The organism is Rugamonas rubra (assembly GCF_900114705.1).
Lineage (GTDB): Bacteria > Pseudomonadota > Gammaproteobacteria > Burkholderiales > Burkholderiaceae_D > Rugamonas > Rugamonas rubra.
This window is the reverse complement of record NZ_FOTW01000007.1, coordinates 1-15,867: the sequence shown is the minus strand read 5'-3', so window position 1 is coordinate 15,867 and position 15,867 is coordinate 1. Positions and strand designations below refer to the sequence as shown.

At 69.9% G+C, this 15,867-nt stretch carries 13 protein-coding genes and 3 tRNA genes; 8 read left to right on the top strand and 8 right to left on the bottom strand.

Annotated features, from left to right (window positions below):
* Positions 1 to 188 precede the first annotated feature (188 nt).
* The 5 genes from BM252_RS06390 to BM252_RS06370 form a co-directional block, all read right to left on the bottom strand.
* On the bottom strand, positions 189 to 434 hold the full coding sequence (locus tag BM252_RS06390) for a type II toxin-antitoxin system RelE/ParE family toxin (RefSeq protein WP_093385231.1): 246 nt from the start codon (positions 432 to 434) through the stop codon (positions 189 to 191).
* Positions 435 to 462: 28 nt separating this feature from the next.
* Positions 463 to 711, bottom strand: coding sequence for a CopG family ribbon-helix-helix protein (locus tag BM252_RS06385; protein ID WP_093385228.1), 249 nt, complete (start codon positions 709 to 711; stop codon positions 463 to 465).
* A 99-nt stretch (positions 712 to 810) separates the two neighbouring features.
* The gene (gene ttcA / locus BM252_RS06380) at positions 811 to 1,758 is read right to left on the bottom strand and encodes a tRNA 2-thiocytidine(32) synthetase TtcA (protein ID WP_093385226.1); all 948 of its coding nucleotides are present in this window, start codon (positions 1,756 to 1,758) and stop codon (positions 811 to 813) included.
* The gene (locus BM252_RS06375; RefSeq protein WP_093385223.1) at positions 1,755 to 2,153 is read right to left on the bottom strand and encodes a dihydroneopterin aldolase; all 399 of its coding nucleotides are present in this window, start codon (positions 2,151 to 2,153) and stop codon (positions 1,755 to 1,757) included. Before BM252_RS06375 ends, ttcA begins: the two co-directional genes overlap by 4 nt.
* Positions 2,154 to 2,215: 62 nt before the next feature.
* Entirely contained in the window at positions 2,216 to 3,061 is an 846-nt protein-coding gene (locus tag BM252_RS06370; RefSeq protein WP_093385221.1) for an SDR family oxidoreductase, read from the bottom strand.
* A 72-nt stretch (positions 3,062 to 3,133) separates the two neighbouring features.
* Here BM252_RS06370 and BM252_RS06365 point away from each other — a divergent pair, with 72 nt between their 5' ends.
* The gene (locus BM252_RS06365) at positions 3,134 to 4,285 is read left to right on the top strand and encodes a class I SAM-dependent methyltransferase (protein WP_093385218.1); all 1,152 of its coding nucleotides are present in this window, start codon (positions 3,134 to 3,136) and stop codon (positions 4,283 to 4,285) included.
* 117 nt (positions 4,286 to 4,402) lie between these two features.
* Positions 4,403 to 5,410 carry a J domain-containing protein gene (locus BM252_RS06355; protein ID WP_174900438.1) on the top strand — a complete coding sequence of 336 codons (1,008 nt, stop codon included), beginning with the start codon at positions 4,403 to 4,405 and terminating at the stop codon, positions 5,408 to 5,410.
* 145 nt (positions 5,411 to 5,555) lie between these two features.
* On the opposite strand, the gene BM252_RS06350 is transcribed toward BM252_RS06355, so the two are convergent.
* Both BM252_RS06350 and BM252_RS06345 read right to left on the bottom strand, forming a co-directional pair.
* Positions 5,556 to 7,289, bottom strand: coding sequence for a methyl-accepting chemotaxis protein (locus tag BM252_RS06350; protein WP_093385213.1), 1,734 nt, complete (start codon positions 7,287 to 7,289; stop codon positions 5,556 to 5,558).
* 37 nt (positions 7,290 to 7,326) lie between these two features.
* Entirely contained in the window at positions 7,327 to 7,836 is a 510-nt protein-coding gene (locus BM252_RS06345; RefSeq protein WP_093385211.1) for a chemotaxis protein CheW, read from the bottom strand.
* A gap of 312 nt (positions 7,837 to 8,148) precedes the next feature.
* Here BM252_RS06345 and BM252_RS06340 point away from each other — a divergent pair, with 312 nt between their 5' ends.
* Both BM252_RS06340 and BM252_RS06335 read left to right on the top strand, forming a co-directional pair.
* Positions 8,149 to 9,729: a DUF3369 domain-containing protein gene (locus BM252_RS06340; RefSeq protein ID WP_093385208.1), complete on the top strand. Its 1,581-nt coding sequence runs from the start codon at positions 8,149 to 8,151 to the stop codon at positions 9,727 to 9,729.
* 195 nt (positions 9,730 to 9,924) lie between these two features.
* The gene (locus BM252_RS06335; RefSeq protein WP_093385205.1) at positions 9,925 to 11,511 is read left to right on the top strand and encodes an HDOD domain-containing protein; all 1,587 of its coding nucleotides are present in this window, start codon (positions 9,925 to 9,927) and stop codon (positions 11,509 to 11,511) included.
* Positions 11,512 to 11,542: 31 nt separating this feature from the next.
* On the opposite strand, the gene BM252_RS06330 is transcribed toward BM252_RS06335, so the two are convergent.
* Positions 11,543 to 14,800 (bottom strand): EAL domain-containing protein, encoded by a 3,258-nt coding sequence (locus tag BM252_RS06330; RefSeq protein ID WP_093385203.1) that lies wholly within the window; start codon positions 14,798 to 14,800, stop codon positions 11,543 to 11,545.
* A gap of 192 nt (positions 14,801 to 14,992) precedes the next feature.
* On the opposite strand from BM252_RS06330, the gene BM252_RS06325 reads away from it, so the two are divergent.
* The 4 genes from BM252_RS06325 to BM252_RS06310 all read left to right on the top strand — a co-directional run.
* Positions 14,993 to 15,076, top strand: a tRNA-Tyr gene (locus tag BM252_RS06325).
* A 50-nt stretch (positions 15,077 to 15,126) separates the two neighbouring features.
* Positions 15,127 to 15,200: transfer RNA gene (locus BM252_RS06320), tRNA-Gly, on the top strand.
* Positions 15,201 to 15,239: 39 nt separating this feature from the next.
* Positions 15,240 to 15,314 (top strand) — tRNA-Thr (locus BM252_RS06315).
* Positions 15,315 to 15,403: 89 nt separating this feature from the next.
* On the top strand, positions 15,404 to 15,867 hold a 464-nt coding region (locus BM252_RS06310), incomplete at its 3' end, for a GTP-binding protein (RefSeq protein WP_139236320.1).

The following is a 15,867-nucleotide window of genomic DNA, read 5'->3' as shown; positions in this document are numbered from 1 at the left end:
GTCACACGGCGGGGTCAGTGCCGACATTTGGACACGAACTCGGCAGTAAGCTGGCGATTCCGCTCGGAGAATTCTTTGATTTCCGACTGGAGCGCGACGGCTTGTGGTTGAGGCCGTGTCCGAATGTCGGCACTGACCCTAATGACTCCCAATGACTAATGACTCTAGCGACTGATGCAAGTCCGCAATCAAACTGGGCGTTTTCTCGCGGTGTGCCAAACCTGAAGGACCTCTACCCGGTCCGAGCTGACGCGGTAGGTCAGCAAGTAATGATGATGGACGATCAGTTCCCTGACGCCGGGCCTGACCTCGCGGCCTATGCCGGGCATCGTCGTCAGCGCTGTTGCCCTGTTGAGGATGCTGGCGGCGAATCGCGCCGCCGCGTCTGGCTTGTCGTTGGAAATGTAGTTGATGATGCGCTCAAGGTCAGCCAAGGCATGCCGACTTCAAGCCAGTTTGAGCTTATGCGCCATGACGGGCGAAGAATGCCTTCACCTCGTCGTCCGATGCGAACTCGCCCCGGTCGGCGGCGAGGATCGCGGCATCCAGGTCGAGTTGTTGTTCGTGGCGCCAATCCAGCCAATCCACATAATGCCGCAGGGCTTCTTCGGCGATCAGCTCGGCCGTTTTCCCCGACGCGGCCGATAATTCGTCGACGGCGTCCCTGAGTTCCTGCGAAATTTTCAGCTCGATTGAAAGCGCTTTGCTCATGGTGTCTCTCCGGCCGGGTATCGAGAAAATTATACGCCCCGGGCGGCGCGCCGGTTTGCGGGCCGGCAGGGCGCCGGCCCGTTGTTGCCGCCGCCGGCCTTACTGCGGCTGCAGCGGGATGGTGCCGAACGCCGCGGTCGGCGTCGCGCACGGCTCCTCGTCGAAGGCGATGTCGCCCAGCGGGTTGGCGACGCCGTCGGCCTTGATGTCGGCAAAGCCGAACAGCTCGCGGTCCATCAGGTGGCTCGGCACCACCGTCGACAGCGCCGAGAAGATGCTCTCGACGCGGCCGGGGAACTTCTTCTCCCAGTCGCGCATCAGGGCCTTGATGTGCTTGCGCTGCAGGTTCTCCTGCGAACCGCACAGGTTGCACGGGATGATGGGGAAGCCCTTGACGGCGGCGTAGCGCTCGCTGTCCTCCTCCTTCACATAGGCCATCGGCCGGATCACCACGTGCTTGCCGTCGTCCGACACCAGCTTGGCCGGCATGCCCTTGAGCTTGCCGCCGAAGAACATGTTGAGGAAGAAGGTCTCGAGGATGTCGTCGCGGTGGTGGCCCAGCGCGATCTTGGTCGCGCCCAGCTCGTCGGCGACGCGGTACAAAATGCCACGGCGCAGGCGCGAGCACAGCGAGCAGGTGGTCTTGCCCTCGGGGATCAGGCGCTTGACGATGCTGTAGGTGTCCTGGTTCTCGATGTGGAAGGCGACGCCCAGCTCGGTCAGGTAGCTTGGCAGGATGTGCTCGGGGAAGCCCGGCTGCTTCTGGTCCAGGTTGACGGCGACGATCTCGAAGTTGATCGGCGCGCGCTCGCGCAGCGTCATCAGAATGTCGAGCAGGGCGTAGCTGTCCTTGCCGCCGGACAGGCAGACCATCACCTTGTCGCCGTCCTCGATCATGTTGAAGTCGCCGATCGCCTGGCCGACCAGGCGGCACAGCCGCTTGTGCAGCTTGTTGTTCTCCAGCGCCGTCTTCTCCATCGACTTGACGCTGGCGGCCGGCGCGGCCGGCACGGCGGCGCCGTTCAGGTTCTCGATGACGGCGTTCATACGCTGTCCTTGATCTGGAACACCTCGACGCCGACGCCTTCGCAGTCGGGGTAGACGTCCGGCTTCATGGTCGAGACGCGGGCGGCGCGCACGCGCGGATGGGCCAGCATGGCGCGCACCACGTCGTCGCACAGGCTTTCCTGCAGCTGCACGTGGCCCTGGGCCATGCGCTTGGCGATGGTCTCGCGCATGAAGTCGTAGTCGACCACCTCGTCGAGCTGGTCGTCCTTCGGCGTCGACACGGCCAGCGGGATGTACAGGTCGACGTTGATCAGGACGCGCTGCTCGCCCTTCTTCTCGAAGTCGTGTACGCCGATGTTGATCAGCACTTCGTAGTTGCGCAGGAACAGGCGGCGGCAGTCGGACAGGCGGGGGTGGTACAGGGCGGACAACATGGTTTTACCTTCTTTCGGGGGTGCGGATACGGTTGGATTCGGTGACAACGTTGTGGCGCGGCTCAGGTCAGAAACATCACGTCGCGCGCCAGCGGCGTCAGGTGCTGGCCGCCGTCGACCAGCAGCGTGGTGCCGGTCAGCGCGCCCGCGCCGGCCACGTAGAGCACGGCGGCGGCGATGTCCTGCGGCGTGCTGGAGCGGCCCAGCGGGGTGCGCCGGTGCGCCGCCGCGAACTGCTCCTCGGTCTGCTCGCCGGAGACCAGGCTGATGCCCGGCGCGATGCCGACCACCCGCACGGTCGGCGCCAGCGCCTGGGCCAGCAGGGTGGTGGCGGTGTGCAGCGCCGCCTTGGACAGCGTGTACGACAAAAAATCAGGATTGAGATTGTACAGTTTTTGGTCGAGCAGGTTGATGACCACGGCCTGCCGGCCGGCCGGCGTGGCCGCGTGCAGGGCCTGCGCCAGCAGGATGGGCGCGCTCAGGTTGGCGCGCATGTGCTGGTCCAGCCGCGCCGGGGTGAAGTCGGCCGCGCTGTCGTAGTCGAACAGCGAGGCGTTGTTGACCACGCAGGAGACGGGGCCCAGCGCGGCGGCGGCGCGCGGCAGCAGTTGGCGCACGGCGTCCTCGTCGGCCAGCTCGCACTGCAGGGCGACGCCGCGCCGGCCCAGCGCGGCGATGGCGGCCACCACCTCGGCCGCCTCGGCCCCGGCGTGGCGGTAGTGCACCGCCACGTCCCAGCCGGCGCCCGCCAGGGCCAGCGCGATGGCGCGGCCGATGCGCCGTCCGGCGCCGGTCACCAGTGCCACTGGCACCGGTGACCCCAGTGCCACTGGCACCGGTGACCCCAGTGCCACCGGCGCGCCGTCCGGCGCCGCGCCGGGGGTGGATTGTTCTGTTGCTGTCGTCATGTATCTGGTCTTTTCCTGGTTGGCGGGCGGCGCCGCTGGCGGTCGGGCGCGCCGATTGGCTACAATGCCGGTATGTCCCTACCCGCACCCACCCCCGACGCGCTGGCCGCGTCCCACGCCCTGCAGCACCTGATCGCCGCCGAGATCGAGCGGCACGCAGGCGCCATTTCCTTCGCCCGCTTCATGGAGCTGGCCCTGTACGCGCCCGATCTGGGCTACTACAGCGGCGGCGCCGCGAAACTGGGCAAAGATGGCGATTTTACAACCGCGCCCGAGATGAGCACCCTGTTCGGGGCCACGCTGGCGCATGTCGCAGCCGCTATTATGGCGCAAAGCGCGCCACGGATTCTCGAATTCGGCGCCGGCACCGGCAAGCTGGCGCACGACATCCTGACGGAACTGGCCGCCGCCGGCGTCGCCGTCGAGCAGTACGCCATCGTCGAGCTGTCCGGCGAGCTGCGCGCCCGCCAGCAGCTGGCGTTGGCCGCCTTCCCGCAGGTGCTCTGGCTGGACGACTTCCCGCCGGCCTTCTCCGGCGTGGTGCTGGGCAACGAGGTGCTCGACGCCATGCCGGTGCAGCTGGTCAGCAAGCACCCGGACGGCTGGCGCGAGCTGCAGGTGACGGTGCGCGAGGGCGCCTTCGGCTGGCTCGAGGTGGCCGCCGACGCCGCCCTGGCGGCGCAGGTCGCGCGGCAGATCCCGGCGCACGAGGAGCTGCCGGTCGGCTACGTCACTGAGGTGCACGGCCTGGCCTGCGGCTTCATGGCCTCGCTGGCGCGCATGCTGCTGGCCGGCGACGGCGGCGCGGCGCTGCTGTTCGACTACGGCTTCCCGGCGCACGAGTACTACCTGGGCCAGCGCGCCGCCGGCACGCTGATGTGCCACTACCGCCACCACGCCCACGCCGACCCCTTCTACCTGCCCGGCCTGCAGGACATCACCGCCCACGTCGACTTCACGGCGATGGCGCTGGCGGCGCAGGACGCCGGCCTGGACGTGCTGGCCTATATGAACCAGGCCGGCTTCCTGGTCGGCGCCGGCATCGGCGAGCTGCTGCTGCGCACCGACCCGGCCGACGCGCGCCGCTACCTGCCGCAGGCCAACGCGCTGCACAAGCTGGTCTCGCCGGCCGAGATGGGCGAGCTGTTCAAGGTGCTGGCGGTGGGGCGGGGCGTCGAACTGCCGGCCGCGCTGCTGGCGGCCGACCGCAGCCATCGTTTGTGAAAGAAAAGCATCATTGTCAGAATGGCCATGACATGGCGCAGTTCGACTTTGCGTTTTGCCGGCCGGGATCGGCTATGATGGTCGGATCGCGGCGCGCTCGTTAAACTAAATGGACCGATGGGAAAGATACACACTCACTATGACAACCTGAAGGTGTCGCGCATGGCGCCGCAGGAAGTCATACGTGCCGCCTACAAGGCGCTCAGCCAAAAATACCATCCGGACAAGAATCCGGGGGATGAGAAGGCTGCGCGCATCATGGCCATCCTCAACAGCGCCTACGGCACCCTGTCCGACCAGCAGCGCCGCAAGGAGCACGACGAGTGGATCGCCGCCGAGGAGTGGGAGATCGAGTGGCTCGAGAGCACCCGCCAGGAGGAGGGCCGCCATCGCGGCGGCGGCGGCGGCGACGGCCCGGCGCAGGCCTGGGCCGACGACGACGAGGCGCGCATGCCGCGGCCGCGGCGGCGCAACTGGCCGTGGTGGCTCGGCCTGGCCGTCTGCCTGGGCCTGGGCTGGACCGGCGGCGCGCTGATGGTGGCCGAGCCGCGCCAGGTGGCCACCTTGCTGGCCTCGGCCTGGGACGGCAAGGCCGAGCCGGCCGGCGGCGCCCGCGCCGAGGGCCGCGCCGAGCCGTCCGCGCGGCCCGAGCCGCGCCTCGAGCCGAAGGCCGAGGCGCCGCCCGACGGCTGGGCCGTGGCCAAACCCTATTCGGCCGAGGCCAGCACGACCAAGATGGCGCCGATCAAGGTGGTGGCGCTGTCGCAGATCGTGCTGCCGGGCGCGGCGGCCGACTGCGAGGCGCCCAGCCAAACGCTGATGTCGCCCAACGGCGAACCCTGGCCGACCCGCTCCGGCTACATCGATGGATTTCCTGTTGGTAACAAGGGCGAGGACATGCAGCTGACCCTGGACAACGCCGGCAACGCCTCGGCCGTCTTCATCAAGGTCTACGACATGGAGCGCCACTCGAACGTGCGCTACGCCTTCGTGCAGGCGCACGACAAGCTGGTGGTCGACCAGCTCGCCAGCGGCAAGTACGAGATCCGCTACCAGAACCTCGACGTCGGCGCCGAGCAGGCCGGCTGCGAGGGCCAGCGCAAGACCGCCACCGCCAGCAACTGAGGCGCCCCGCCTTGGCGCGTGCCTTGGCCCGAATTGCACGCAGCACCCCGCAAGCCGATCCGCCACGGCCGGGGTCTGACCCCGTACGGGGTCAGACCCCTTGCTTGCGGGGCGGCTTTGCCGTCGCCGGCGCCGCCCGGGCGCGCTAGAACTCCTCCCACTCCGACTCGGCGCTGGCCTTCGGCTTGAGCTTGGGCTTGGCCGCCGCGGCGGGCGGCGCCGCCGGCCTGGCCGTGGCCTTGGCCGGCAGCGGCCGGGCCGCCGCCGCCACGCTCAGCGGCACCTGCGCCGGCGCGGCGCGGGGCGCCAGTTGCGGCGCCGCGTCGCCCTGGCCGTCGGCCAGCTTGAAGATGCTGACCGAGCGCGACAGCGTGCCGGCCTCGTCGAGCATGCTCTGCGCGGCGGCGGCGGCCTGCTCGACCAGCGCCGCGTTCTGCTGGGTCATCTCGTCCATCTGCGCGATGGCCTGGTTGACCTGTTCGATGCCCAGGCTCTGCTCCTGGCTGGCCGAGGTGATCTCGGCCATGATGTCGGCCACCTGCTTGACCGAGGTGACGATCAGGTCCATGGTCTGGCCGGCCTCGTCGACCAGCGCGCCGCCGCCGTCGACCTTGGCCACCGAGTCGTCGATCAGGCCCTTGATCTCCTTGGCCGCCGTGGCCGAGCGCTGCGCCAGGCCGCGCACCTCGGCGGCCACCACGGCGAAGCCGCGGCCCTGCTCGCCGGCGCGGGCCGCCTCGACGGCGGCGTTCAGCGCCAGGATGTTGGTCTGGAAGGCGATGCCGTCGATGACGCCGATGATGTCGGCGATCTTGCGCGAGCTGTCCTTGATCGAGCCCATGGTCTGCACCACCTGGGCCACCACCGCGCCGCCGCGCAGCGCCACCGAGGAGGCCGAAATCACCAGCTGGTTGGCCTGGCGCGCGTTGTCGGCGTTCTGCTTGACGGTGCCGGTCAGCTGCTCCATCGAGCTGGCGGTCTGCTCCAGCGAGCTGGCCTGCGACTCGGTGCGGCCCGACAGGTCCAGGTTGCCCGAGGCGATCTGGCCGGAGGCGGTGGCGATCGTCGCCGTGCTCTGGCGCACCTCGCCGACGGTGCGCGCCAGGCTGGCGTTCATCTCGCGCAGCGCGCCCAGCAGCAGGCCGGTCTCGTCGTTCGAGCGCACCTCGATGCGGGTGGTCAGGTCGCCGGCGGCGACCGACTGGGCGATCGCCACCGCCTCGTTGAGCGGGCCGGTGATCGAGGCGGTGATCCAGTAGGCCAGCGCGGCCGACACCAGCAGCGCCGCCACCCCCATGGCGATCATCATGCGGCGCGAGAAGTCGATGTCGCCGGTGGCCTGGCGGCCGCCGCCCTCGATGTCGGCCTTCTGCTGCGCCACCATCGCCTGGGTCAGCTCGAGCAGGGCGTCGAGCGCCGGGAAGGTCTCGCTGTTCATCAGCGCGGCGGCCTTCTCCTTGTCGTCGGCCTCGACCAGGTCGGCCACCTTCAGGAAGGAGCTGGTGTAGGCGGCGCGCGCGGCGGCGATTCTGGCCAGCAGCGCCCGCTCGCCCGGCGAGTCGGTCAGCTTGTCGAGCGTGGCCAGGGCGGCGTCGATGGCCTTCTTGTCCTGGTCGATCCGTTCGTAGCTCTTGGCGCGCAGGCCCTTGTCGTCGACGATGAACAGGGCCAGCGTGCGGCGCGCGTCCTCGCGCGCGGCCGAGTCGATGGTCTCGGCGGCCGAGGCGCTGGGCCAGTCGCGCTCGACGATGGCCTTGGTGCTGCCGCCGATCGAGCCGAAGCGGCCGATGCTGGTGGCGTTGGTGGCCAACATCATCAGCACCAGCAGGCCGAAGCCGGCGGCCAGCCGGGTCTTGATCTTCCATTGGGCGAGGTTCATGGCGGCTCCCTGGGGCGTGGCGGCGGGCGGCGCGGCGCTAGGCGGCCTGGACGTCGATCAGGCCCATCTCGGCGCTCGACATCAGGCGGTCGATGTCGACCAGGATCAGCATGCGCTCGTCGATGGTGCCCAGGCCGATCAGGTAGTCGGTGCTGAAGGCGCTGCCCATCTCCGGCGCCGGCTTGACCTGCTCGGGCGTCAGGGTGGTCACGTCGGACACCGAGTCGACCACCATGCCGACGATGCGCCCGCCGATGTTGAGGATGATGACCACGGTGAACTGGTCGTACACCGGCTCGCCCAGGTTGAACTTGATGCGCATGTCGACCACCGGGATGATGATGCCGCGCAGGTTGATGACGCCCTTGATGAAGGCCGGCGCGTTGGCGATGCGGGTGACCGCCTCGTAGCCGCGGATCTCCTGCACCTTGAGGATGTCGATGCCGTACTCCTCCGAGCCGAGCGTGAAGGCGAGGTACTCGTGGCCGGCGATCTCCTTGCCGGAGGCGTGTGTGCTGCTGCTGGCGTTGCTGGTGGATTCTTGCATGGTATGGTCCTTGTAGAGAAGACACCGCCGGGCGGCTGCCCCGGCGCGCGGCCCGGGCGGGCGGCGGTGGTAGTTCGGTGAGTCGGGTGGCGACCCGCAACCATGGCACTATGCTCAAAGAGTAGCAGAGTCGGCGCCCGCTGACGAGCGCGGCCGTACGGCTTTTTGCATTTTGTCGGGGGCGGCGCCGGCGCCGCCCGGCGCGCCGCCGCGATGGGGGTTGTCACGCTGGGCGAATCTGATTATGCTAGGCTCGGGACGGTCGCCGGCCGCCGCCGGGCGAGCGCCGCGTTCGCACCTCCAGGAGACCGTATGACCGATTCCACCGCAGACGACAACTGGCTGATCGACGAGGACGAGGAGGTGGCCAAGCCGGCCGGCCTGGCGCCGCCCGACCAGCGGTTGTGGCGCGTGCTGATCGTCGACGACGACGTCGACGTCCACGCCGTCACCCGGCTGGCGCTGCGCAACGTCAGCTTCAAGGGGCGCGAGCTGGAGTTGTTCTCGGCCCACAGCGGGCGCGAGGCCTTCGAGATCCTGCGCGACACGCCCGACATCGCCCTGGTGCTGCTCGACGTGGTGATGGAGACCGACGACGCCGGCCTGATCCTGGCGCGGCGCATCCGCGAGGAGCTGCACAACGCCATCGTCCGCGTCGTGCTGCGCACCGGCCAGCCGGGCCAGGCGCCGGAGCAGCGCGTCATCATCGAATACGACATCAACGACTACAAGGCCAAGACCGAGCTGACCACGCAGAAGCTGTTTACCACGGTGATCTCGGCGCTGCGCGCCTACGAGAGCCTGAACATGCTCGAGCGCAGCCGCATCGGCCTGGGTAAGATCCTGGCCGGCGCCACCAACCTGTACCAGATCCATTCGCTGCGCGAGTTCGCCTCCGGCGTGCTGAACCAGGTGTCGGCGATCCTCGACGTCGGCGCCGACGGCGTGCTCTGCCTGATGCAGGGCGACACCGGCGTGACCACCGTGGTGGCCGCCACCGGCGGCTACGCGGGCCTCAACGAGGTCGAGCTGATGCCGCCCGGGCATCCGCTGTGGCCGACCATCGCCAAGGCCTTCGCCGAGAAGAAGAGCCAGTTCGAGCACCCGGCCAACGTGCTGTTCATCCACACCCAGGAGAACCGCGAGGTGGCCATCTCGGTCACCCCGCCGTGGCCGCTGGCGCAGATCCAGCGCGACCTGCTCGAGGTGTTCAGCCAGCGCATCGCCGCCGCCTTCGACAACCTGTACATGTTCGGCCAGCTGCGCAAGGCGCAGGAGGCCACCGTGGTGGCGCTGGCCGACCTGGCCGAGTTCCGCGACAGCGGCACCGGCGGCCACGTGCGCCGCGTCCAGCAGCTGTCGGCCGCGCTGGCCCAGCGCATGAAGGCGCGCGGCGTCTACGACGCGCAGCTCACCGCGCAGCTGCTCGACATGATCGGCCTGGCGTCCATCCTGCACGACGTCGGCAAGGTCGCCACGCCGGACCACATCCTGCTCAAGCCGGGCATCCACACGGCCGACGAGCGCACGCAGATGCAGACCCACGCGGCGGTCGGCCGCTCGATCCTCGAACGGGCCGCCAACATGGTCGACGGCGTCAGCTACCTGACCTACGGCGCCGAGATCGCCGGCGGCCACCACGAGCACTTCGACGGCGCCGGCTACCCGAACGGCCTGGCCGGCCAGGACATCCCGGTCTCGGCCCGCATCGTCGCCGTGGTCGACGTGTTCGACTCGCTGCTGCACAAGCGCCCCTACAAGGAGCCGTGGCCGCACACCGAGGTGATGAGCTACATCACCGAGCGCGCCGGCAAGCAGTTCGACCCCGAGGTGGTGGCGGCCCTGCTCGACCTGATCGAGCGCGACCCGGGCATCGGCCACACGCCCGACTAGGCGGCCGGCCGGCGCCGGACCCGGCGCGCCGGTTGTGCATTCCGGCGGCGAAAACTCACCAAATCCCACCGCCGGGCGCGCCGCCGCCGCGCCGCCGTACTATACTTTGTGGAAGCCGGCACCGCGCCGGCGCGGCGCGCGGCGCGCGCTGGCCCCCCGCCACCGCCGCGCCGCCGCCACACACACGGGAACGCCATGACACTGGCCTCGAACACGCCGCCGCAAGAGGCGCCGCGCGCCGCGCGCGGCCAGCTGCTCAAGCAGTTGTGCAGCGACGAGGGCCTGTTCGCGCTGGGCGCGGCGGTGGCCCGCGTGGTCCAGCTGGCCGACGCCGACGACCAGGGCGCGCAGAACCTGGCCTACTTCGTGCTGGCCGATGTCGCGCTGACCCAGAAGATCCTGCGCCAGGCCAACACGCCGCTGTTCCGCAGCGCCGCCGGCGGCACCGTCACCACCGTCTCGCGCGCCATCTCGCTGCTCGGCTTCGACCACGTCAAGGCCAGCGCGCTGGCCATGCTGCTGGTCGACACGCTGGCCAACAGCCGCCACGCCCACAGCGTGCGCCACGAGCTGGAGGCGGCGCTGTGCGCCAGCCTGTTCGGCCGCGAGCTGGCGCGCAGCGGCGCCTGGCAGGGCGCCGAGGAGGCCGCCATCGGCGCGCTGTTCAAGAACATCGGCGCGCTGCTGATCGCCTCGCGCGAGCACGAACTGTTCGGCCAGATCGCCGCGCTGGCCGGGCAGGGCGCGCTGAGCCTGGGCCAGGCCTCGCAGCAGGTGCTGGGCAGCAGTTACGACGCGCTGTCGGCCGCCATCCTGCACGAGTGGAAGATCCCCGAGCTGATCATCCACAGCCTGAGCGCGCCGCCGCCCGGCGTGCTGCGCCCGGCCGCCAACCGCCACGAGTGGATGCGCCAGGTGGTCGCCTTCAGCGCCGAGGCGGCGCGCCTGCTGGTGCGCCGCGTCGAGCCGGCCGGCGCCGAGGGGGCCGCGCTGGCGCTGCGCTACGGCGCCGCGCTGAACCTCGACGCCGGCCGCGTCGCCGCCCTGTTCGGCGCCGTCGGCCGCGAGATGGACAGCCTGCTCGACAGCATGCAGATGGCCCCGGCCTTGGCCACGGCCTTGGCCCCGGCCTTGGCCACGGCCTTGGCCCCGGCGCCGACCGGCGCGGCCGACAGCCTGCCGGCCGCGCTGCGCCAGGCCACGCTGGCGCTCGACGCCGGCGGCGCCGGCCTGCACCCCAGCGGCAAGCCGCTGCAGGCGCGCGAGCTGTTGCTGGCCGGCGTGCAGGACGTCAGCCAGATGCGCGCGCAGATGCGCGCCGCCGGCGCCGTGCGCGCCAACCAGCTGATCCAGGCGGTGCTCGAGACGCTGTACCGCAGCATGGGCTTCCGCTTCGCCACCGTCTGCCTGAAGGACGTGCGCGCCGGCCAGTACCGCGCCCGCATCGCCTTCGGCGAGCAGAACGCCGCCCGCCTGGCCGGCTTCGCCTTCTCGCTGCGCGGCGGCGACCTGTTCCACCTGGCGCTCGACAACGACGCCGACCTGATGATCGCCGACGCCTTCGCCCCCAACATCGCCGAGCTGCTGCCGCCCTGGCACCGCGCCCTGCTGCCGGACGCGCGCAGCTTCATCGTGCTGCCGCTGGTGCTGGCCGGCGCCCCGCTCGGCCTGTTCTACGCCGACCGCGTGCACGCCGCGCCGGAGGGCGTGCCGGCCGACGAGGCCTCGCTGATCCGCGCCCTCAAGGCGCAGGTGCTGGCGGCGCTGGCGCCGCCGCCGTGAACCGACCGCGCCGGCGCCGCCGCCCCGAGGCTCAGGCGCGCTTGGCCAGCGGCTGCAGCAGCGCCTCGAAGGCCAGCGCCGGCATCGGCCGGGCGAACAGGTAGCCCTGGGCCTCCTCGCAGCCCTTGGCGCGCAGGAAGTCGCGCTGCGCCGCCGTCTCGACCCCCTCGGCGACCACCGCCAGCCCCAGCGAGTGGGCCAGCGCGATGGTGGCCTCGACGATGACGGCGTCGTTCGGGTCGCTCTCGATGTCCTTGACGAAGCTGCGGTCGATCTTGATGCGGTCGAGCTCGAACAGCTTGAGGTAGCTCAGCGAGGAGTAGCCGGTGCCGAAGTCGTCGATCGCCACCTTGATGCCGCGCGCGCGCAGCTCGCGCAGCAGCAGGCGGCTGCGCTCCGGGTCCTGCATCGCCGCCGACTCGGTGATCTCCAGTTCGAGCAGGGCCGGGTCGATGCCCGCGCCGGCCAGCAGGCGGTCCAGCTGCGCCAGCGGGCCTGCGCCGTGGCACTGGCGCGCCGACAGGTTGACCGCCAGGCGCAGCCGGCCCAGGCCGCGCGCGCGCCAGCCGGCCAGCAGCTCGACGGCCTGCTGCAGCACCCAGTCGCCCAGCGGCAGGATCAGGCCGGACTCCTCGGCGATCGGGATGAAGCGGTCCGGCCCGACCAGGCCGAGCTCCGGATGGTGCCAGCGCAGCAGCGCCTCGGCGCCGATGATGCGCAGGTCGTCGAGCGCCACCTGGGGCTGCAGGTACAGCTCGAACTCGCCCTGCTCGAGCGCCAGCCAGAGGCGGTTTTCCAGCAGCAGGCGCTCGTGGGTGGCGGCGTTCATGCTGGCCGAGAAGAACTGGAAGTTGCCCCGGCCCTGGCTCTTGGCGGCGTACATCGCCGTGTCGGCGTGGCGCAGCAGGGTGTCGGCGTCGTCGCCGTCGGCCGGGAACATCGCCACGCCGACGCTGGCGCCGCTGTGCACGGTCTTGCCGTCCAGGTGGTAGGGCGCGGCCAGCGCGGCGACGATGCGCACGGCGATGTTGCTGGCGGCGTCGGGCGTGGTGCCGCCCGAGGTGACCACGATGAACTCGTCGCCGCCCAGCCGGGCGATGGTGTCGACCTCGCGCAGCAGCTCCTGCAGGCGCTGCGCCACCGCCACCAGCAGCAGGTCGCCGGTCTGGTGGCCGTGCGAGTCGTTGATCTTCTTGAAGTGGTCGAGGTCGATGAACAGCAGCGCCGCCGCCGTGCCGTTGCGCCGCGTCTGCGCCAGCAGCAGCTCGAGGCGCAGGTGCAGCGAAAGCCGGTTGTCGAGCCCGGTCAGCGGGTCGTGGTGGGCCAGCCGGTGGATGCGCTCCTGGGCGCGGTGCTGCTCGGTCAGGTCGTGCAGGATGGCGACGAACAGGTGGCCGTCGGCCAGCTCGACCTCGCTCACCGAGATCGCCAGCGGGAAGGTGCTGGCGTCGCTGCGCCAGCCCTGCGCCTCGTGCTCGTGGCTGGCGCCCTCGGCGATGGCGCGCAGCAGCGCCGCCGGGCCGGCCGCGCCGACCGGCAGCAGGCGCGCCAGCGGCATGCCGGCCAGCCGCTCCGGCGGGTAGCCGAACAGGCGCCCGGCGGCGCCGTTGGCCGACTCGAGCAAGCCGTCGGTGTCGATGGTCAGGATGGCGTCGGCCGCCTTGTCGAGGATCGCCTGCAGGCGCGCCTCGCGCTCGCGCAGGCGCGCCGTGCCGTCCTTGACCTGGGCCTGGATGCGCGCCCGCTCGCCGCTGATCAGCAGCAGCAGGGCGCCCAGCAGGGCCGTCAGCAGCAGGCCGCAGCTGAGCACCGTCCAGCTCTGCCAGCCGCGCTGCTGGCGCAGGTAGGCCGGCGTCGGCGCCAGCGTCAGCTGGTAGATGCGGCCGCCGAAGTGCAGCTGGCGCTGGTAGTCGCCGGCCTGCGCCGGCCGGCCCAGCTGGTCGCGCACCAGCGCCAGCGCGCCGTCCTCGTCGCTGTCCTCGAAGCGCATCAGGAAGTGCGGGAACTCGCTCTGCTTGACCGCCTGGTCGAGGTAGCCGTCCATCTGCAGGCCGATCAGCAGCACGCCCATGCCTTGGCCGCGCTGCGCCGCCGCGGTGGTGGTCTGCAGCAGCAGCATGCCGCGCAGCTTGCCCTCGCGCCGCTGCAGCACCATCGGCGCGCTGGCGGTCGGCTGGCCGGACTGGCGCGCCCGCGCCACGGCGCCGGCGCGCACCGGCTCGGCGAGGAAGTCGAGGCCCTGGAACATGCGGTTGCTGGCAGGCTCGATGAAGGTGGCCGCCAGGTAGCGCGGCCTGGGCGGCGAGGGCGCCAGCCGGCCGCTGGCCGGATCGGGCGCGCGGATCGTGAAGCCGGGCGCGATGGCCTCGCCGCCCCAGCGCTCGAAGGCGGCCCGCTCGGCGTCCTCGACCGGCACCAGCCAGGCCAGCGACAGCAGCTCGGGGCGCTGGTCCAGGTAGCCGTGCGCCAGGTTGCCGAAGTCCTCGGCCGTCAGGCGCCGCTGCCGCTCGCCGTTGAGCGCCTTGGCCATGGCGTAGATGAAGCGCTCGTGCTCGCTGAACTGGGCCTGCAGCAGGTCGCCGGTCTGTTGCGCCTTGAGGCGGAAGGTTTGCAGCTGCTGGGTCGATTCCCAGCGGTCGGCTTGCAGGTAGATGGCGACGCAGGCCGCGCTGGCCAGCAACAATGGCAGACCGACCAAGTAGCGCCGGCGCCACCACAGCGCGCGCGGCCGGCCGATGGCGATCCAGCTCAGCGGCGCGCCGAGCAGGATGCCGATGCTGTCGCCGATCCACCAGGCCATCCAGTCCGGCCCCAGCGCCTCGGGCCGCAGCACGCCGCCGAGGACCATGCCGGCCATCGCCACGCTGCTGCAGATCAGCGCCACCAGCGGCGCCAGCAGCAGGAAGCGGCCGATGTCGCGGCCGGCGGCCAGGCCCGGTTCGACGTGGCGCCGCAGCAGGCGGGCGCCGGCCCAGGCCTGCAGCGTGGCGCCCAGCGCGGCGAAGGCGGCGGCCAGCACGGCGCCGCCGCTGACGCCCTGCGCGCTGAGCGCCGGATACACCAGGTTGATCGCCAGCGCGCCCAGCGCGACGGCCGGCAGCAGGCGGGCGCCGCCAACGGCGACGGCGGCCAGCGCGATGCCGGCCGGCAGGAACAAGGGCGAGGCGTAGCCGGGCGGCAGGGCCAGCAGCAGGCCGGCGCGGCCGCTGAGGTAGTACAGGGCGCACAGCCCGAGGTTGGCCAGCAGCAGGCCGCGCCAGTTGGCCCAGCGTCCCGATCGATTCTTCAAATCCCGGCTCCCGTGCGTTTGGATGTTGTCGATTGTATAGGAAAAAAACTTTCGAAAAACAACACTTGCACTTTTGCAGGAGGTACGGCTACAATCTCGCCCCGAAGCAGACGGTTCTTCACCACTGAAAGAAATACTTCAGGCCGGTGTTGACAAGTCAAAGAAGTTGCTTCATACTCTGCGGTTCCTCGCGGAGGGGTGGCCGAGTGGTTAAAGGCGACAGACTGTAAATCTGTTCTTTCGAGTACGCTGGTTCGAATCCAGCCCCCTCCACCAAGTTGTTTGCAGGAATGCTGAGTGGTAAAGAAGTGAATGAACGAAACCTCGCGGGTGTAGCTCAATGGTAGAGCAGAAGCCTTCCAAGCTTACGACGAGGGTTCGATTCCCTTCACCCGCTCCAGTGTCCTGCACTGCATTAGGTGTGCATCGCAACAAATTAGCCCTTTTAGCTCAGTGGTAGAGCACTCCCTTGGTAAGGGAGAGGCCACGTGTTCAATCCACGTAAAGGGCACCAGAATTCGTAGTACGCAGGAGCGTCACGCTCGGCATCAAGACAGTCGGGCGCGAGCCCTGGCAATCTCATCAAATCGTTAGGAGTCTAAAATGGCAAAAGAGAAATTCGAGCGGACCAAGCCGCACGTCAACGTCGGCACCATTGGTCACGTTGACCACGGCAAGACCACCCTGACCGCTGCGATCGCAACCGTACTGTCGAAAAAATTCGGCGGCGAAGCTAAGGCATACGACCAGATCGATGCAGCTCCGGAAGAAAAAGCACGCGGCATCACCATCAACACCGCCCACGTCGAGTACGAAACCGCAGCGCGCCACTACGCTCACGTTGACTGCCCAGGCCACGCCGATTACATCAAAAACATGATCACCGGCGCAGCGCAGATGGACGGCGCGATCCTGGTGTGCTCCGCAGCTGACGGCCCAATGCCACAGACCCGCGAACACATCCTGCTGGCCCGCCAAGTTGGCGTTCCATACATCATCGTGTTCCTGAACAAGTGCGACCTGGTCGACGACGCGGAACTGCTGGAACTGGTCGAAATGGAAGTGCG

What these genes read in the sequence shown, in the direction of transcription:
- BM252_RS06385 (WP_093385228.1), bottom strand. Translation starts at nt 711, where the DNA reads ATGAGCAAAGCGCTTTCAATCGAGCTGAAAATTTCGCAGGAACTCAGG.
- ttcA (WP_093385226.1), bottom strand. Translation starts at nt 1,758, where the DNA reads ATGAACGCCGTCATCGAGAACCTGAACGGCGCCGCCGTGCCGGCCGCG.
- BM252_RS06375 (WP_093385223.1), bottom strand. Translation starts at nt 2,153, where the DNA reads ATGTTGTCCGCCCTGTACCACCCCCGCCTGTCCGACTGCCGCCGCCTG.
- BM252_RS06370 (WP_093385221.1), bottom strand. Translation starts at nt 3,061, where the DNA reads ATGACGACAGCAACAGAACAATCCACCCCCGGCGCGGCGCCGGACGGC.
- BM252_RS06365 (WP_093385218.1), top strand. Translation starts at nt 3,134, where the DNA reads ATGTCCCTACCCGCACCCACCCCCGACGCGCTGGCCGCGTCCCACGCC.
- BM252_RS06355 (WP_174900438.1), top strand. Translation starts at nt 4,403, where the DNA reads ATGGGAAAGATACACACTCACTATGACAACCTGAAGGTGTCGCGCATG.
- BM252_RS06350 (WP_093385213.1), bottom strand. Translation starts at nt 7,289, where the DNA reads ATGAACCTCGCCCAATGGAAGATCAAGACCCGGCTGGCCGCCGGCTTC.
- BM252_RS06345 (WP_093385211.1), bottom strand. Translation starts at nt 7,836, where the DNA reads ATGCAAGAATCCACCAGCAACGCCAGCAGCAGCACACACGCCTCCGGC.
- BM252_RS06340 (WP_093385208.1), top strand. Translation starts at nt 8,149, where the DNA reads ATGACCGATTCCACCGCAGACGACAACTGGCTGATCGACGAGGACGAG.
- BM252_RS06335 (WP_093385205.1), top strand. Translation starts at nt 9,925, where the DNA reads ATGACACTGGCCTCGAACACGCCGCCGCAAGAGGCGCCGCGCGCCGCG.